We start from the raw sequence: 3,104 nt of genomic DNA, 5'->3' as shown, positions 1-3,104 counted from the left end.
GCGTCCACCGTGAGGCTGGATGAGTGTGGTTGCTCGGGTGAGTGGTGCCGCAGGCGGCACAGTCCATCGGGTACGGATCGGTCAGTGACCAGTTCGCGTATCCGCCGACCTTCCATCCCGGCGCGAGCGACAAGTCGCTCCGATAGTGGGGACGGCTCTCGTCTTCGTCGTCATCCCACTCGTCGAGCCGTTGGCGTAGGTCATCGGGGAGCAGGTCCGCGTATTGGTACTCGCGGACCTGCTCGGGAACACCACACACGGAAGCGGCAGGTACATGTCGCTGATCACCGGCGGCTCGGGAGGCGCTTCGAGTAGCGAGCCGACGGATCGGCTGGGGTGAACCGGGGCTGTCGCCGTGCAGCTGTCGCTTGAGGACCATGATCTGGTGCCGGAGAGCGAGGATCTCGGCGTCCTTGTTGCTGTCGCTCGTCGGTAGCAGCCGTAGCAGCGCGAGGGCGTTGGTCACGCCGAGTAGGCCAGTCGAAACAGCACACTCGTCATCGTCGCGCAGTGCTCGACGTAGGGCACCGTCGCGATTCAGCCGAGAGGGTCCGTGTCGGCACCAGCCGCCTGGCCTCGCTGATCAAGATGACTGTGGCCAGCGTGGATGAGGTTTTCGGCACCCACAGGGTCCGCGTCGACCGGGTCGTCACCGCAAGCTGCGCCGTTGGCGGCACCGCCCGGCCGGTCAGCGTGGCCAGCTCGCGTCGATGGCGCGCAGGGTCGTGTCGAGATCCTGCCGGCCGGCGATCCACGCGGTGGTCTCGCGCCAGAAGGATCCGGCGCCGACCGCGGGCGGCATGGAGTCCGAGCCGTCGAACCGGAAGGTCCGCACACGGTTCAGGATCTGTGCATGGGTCGCGTCGACCGGATGCGCGTAATCGCCCGGGCTCACGTCGGTGAAGGCCGAGAGGGTGCCGCCCTCGTGCGCCCGCGACTGACGGAACCAGTCGGCAGTCGTCATCAGCCGGGCGGTCTCCCGCACCGCCGGCCGGTCCTGGACCAGCGCCAGGATGTCGCCGCCGATGACCGCCCGGCTGCCGTCGGCCGCGTCGGAGCCGGCCGGGGCCGGGAACGGGAAGACGTCGTAGTCGCTGCCGGCCTTCGTGCCCTCCGGGAAAGAGCCCACGATGAAGCTGCTCTGCTTGTTCAGCCAGCATCCGGGCGGGGACTGGAACATCGGCTTGAGCGCCTCGGGAAAGGTGGTCGACACGATGTGGCCGCGTCCGCCGAGCGCGTTGCCGTCGGCGAGAGCGACCTGCTCGAACATCGTGAACGCCCGCTTGATCTCCGGCGCGGTGAACGGCAGCTCGCCGGCCACCCAGCGGTCGTAGACCTCCGGGCCGGCGGTCCGCAGGACCAGGTCCTCGATCCAGTCCGTGGTCATCCACCCGGTCGCCCCACCGTCGGCGATGCCGATGCACCAGGGCGCCGCCTTCTGCTCTTCGCGGATGCGCGCAGTGAGGGCCAGCATCTGCTCCCAGGTGGCCGGCGCCTGGTACGCCGCCTTGCGGAACGCCTGGGGCGGGTACCAGACCAGGCCCTTGAGGTTGAGCGAGAGCGGCACGCCGGCGAGGGTCCCGCCGACCACCCCGTTGTCGATGAGTCCCGGGCGCATCCGGCGGCCGAGTTCGTCGCGGTCGAAGAGGCCCACCTTCTCCAGATCCTTGACGTCGCCCTTCTCGGCGAACTGCGACAGCAGTGCGGGCTGGGGCAGCAGCAGCAGGTCGGGCGGGTCGGCCGAGCGTAGGCGTTCGGGGGCCTCGTTCTCGAAGTCGCTGGAGGTCACGTACGTGACGTGGATGCCGCTCGTCTTGGCCCACTGGTCAAAGTGTCTCTGCATGTACTTTTTGTGATCGGAGGTCGCACCGAGGATGGTGACGGTCTCCGGCGGGCCGGTCTTCGCGCTGCCGTCCGGCTCTTGTTCGCTGCATCCGGCGGCCGCGACCAGCAGCACCGCCAGGGCGTAGGCCCCGGTGAGATGACGCAACATCGTTGTCCTACCTCCTGTGACAGCCTGGGCGGGGACCACGACAGCAACCACATCGCTGCCCTTCGATGGTCATTTCTGCCGGACCGTGCCCGGCGCGGAGGGCGGCAAACCGACCCCGTGGTGGCCACGGCCGGACAATTCCCGCGATGACCGGTTCCTGCCCGGGTACCCGGCGCTACAGCCAGCCCCGCTGTGCCGCCTGGACACCGGCCTGGAATCGGCTGGCGGCGCCGAGCCTGTCGAGCAGCAGGGAGACATGGCGCCGGACGGTCCGCACCGAGATCCCCATACTGCGCGCCGCCGACTCGTCGGTGACGCCGAGCGCCAGCAGTTGCAGCAGCCTGCGGTCACTGTCGCTGAGCCCACCACCGGCCGACGCCGTATGGTCCGGGCCGCCGAGCCGCTGGGAGTGTGCCCAGCAGGACTCGAAGAGGGCCGCCAGCGTTTCGGAGACGGCGGGGTCGATGACGATGACGGTCTCGAGACGGCCTTCGTGGCCGGTCGTGAGCACGGCGGTGACCCGGTCGACGACGATCGCCGTGGCAGCCACATCGGCCGCCGTCCGGACCTGACCGCCCTCGCTGACCAACTCGCCCACGTACGCCAGGTCGTCCTGATGCACCAGCCGGTCGTGGGGATAGAGCGCCCGGATCGCCACGCCTCGGCGCAGCGCACACCGGTCCAGGTCCGCAGAGGCGCCGGTGAGCCCGTGCACGGCGGGGCGGTGACTCTGCAGGGCGACGATCTCACGGCTGGCGCCGCGGACCAGCTCGTCAAGCTTGGCCTGGCGCAGCGGCCAGCTGCGGATGCGCTGCCCCGGGCCGCCGCCGTCACCGGTCAGCTGCGCCGCCATCATCGCGGAGAGGTGTACGCGCGCTCGCATGGCATTCGCACGCTGACGGGCCGCGGCGGCCTCGATGTCGGCGAGCCGCTGGGCGAGCACGACGTCGGGCACGACCGGCGCGAGCTGCCCGGGGCGCCGAGGATCGTCGACCAGCAGACCCTCCCGGATCAGCACCGCCCGGCTGGCGAGTACGGCGTCCTCTTTCTCACCGAGGTGCCGGGCGACCTGCGCCGCTGTCCATGACGGGTTCCGCAGCCAGGTTTCGTA

General features: G+C 70.0%; 2 protein-coding genes and 1 pseudogene. All 3 read right to left on the bottom strand.

The annotated features are described in order from the left end of the window. Nucleotides 1–466, bottom strand: a pseudogene (locus KBX53_RS36580) (hypothetical protein); the annotation flags it as partial. Nucleotides 467–688: 222 nt separating this feature from the next. Then, complete coding sequence (locus KBX53_RS27550) at nucleotides 689–1,993, bottom strand: ABC transporter substrate-binding protein (protein ID WP_210862441.1); 1,305 nt, start codon at nucleotides 1,991–1,993, stop codon at nucleotides 689–691. 175 nt (nucleotides 1,994–2,168) lie between these two features. Further along, a partial coding sequence (locus KBX53_RS27545) for a LuxR C-terminal-related transcriptional regulator (RefSeq protein ID WP_210862440.1) occupies nucleotides 2,169–3,104 on the bottom strand: 936 nt, incomplete at its 5' end.

The sequence above is a fragment of the Micromonospora sp. M51 genome (assembly GCF_018070305.1).
GTDB classification, from domain to species: domain Bacteria; phylum Actinomycetota; class Actinomycetes; order Mycobacteriales; family Micromonosporaceae; genus Micromonospora; species Micromonospora parva.
The sequence above is the reverse complement of the archived record's forward strand: the minus strand, read 5'-3'. Positions and strand labels throughout refer to the sequence as shown.

Excerpts from the sequence above, each read along its gene's own strand:
- KBX53_RS27550 (WP_210862441.1), bottom strand. The coding sequence starts at position 1,993 with ATGTTGCGTCATCTCACCGGGGCCTACGCCCTGGCGGTGCTGCTGGTC.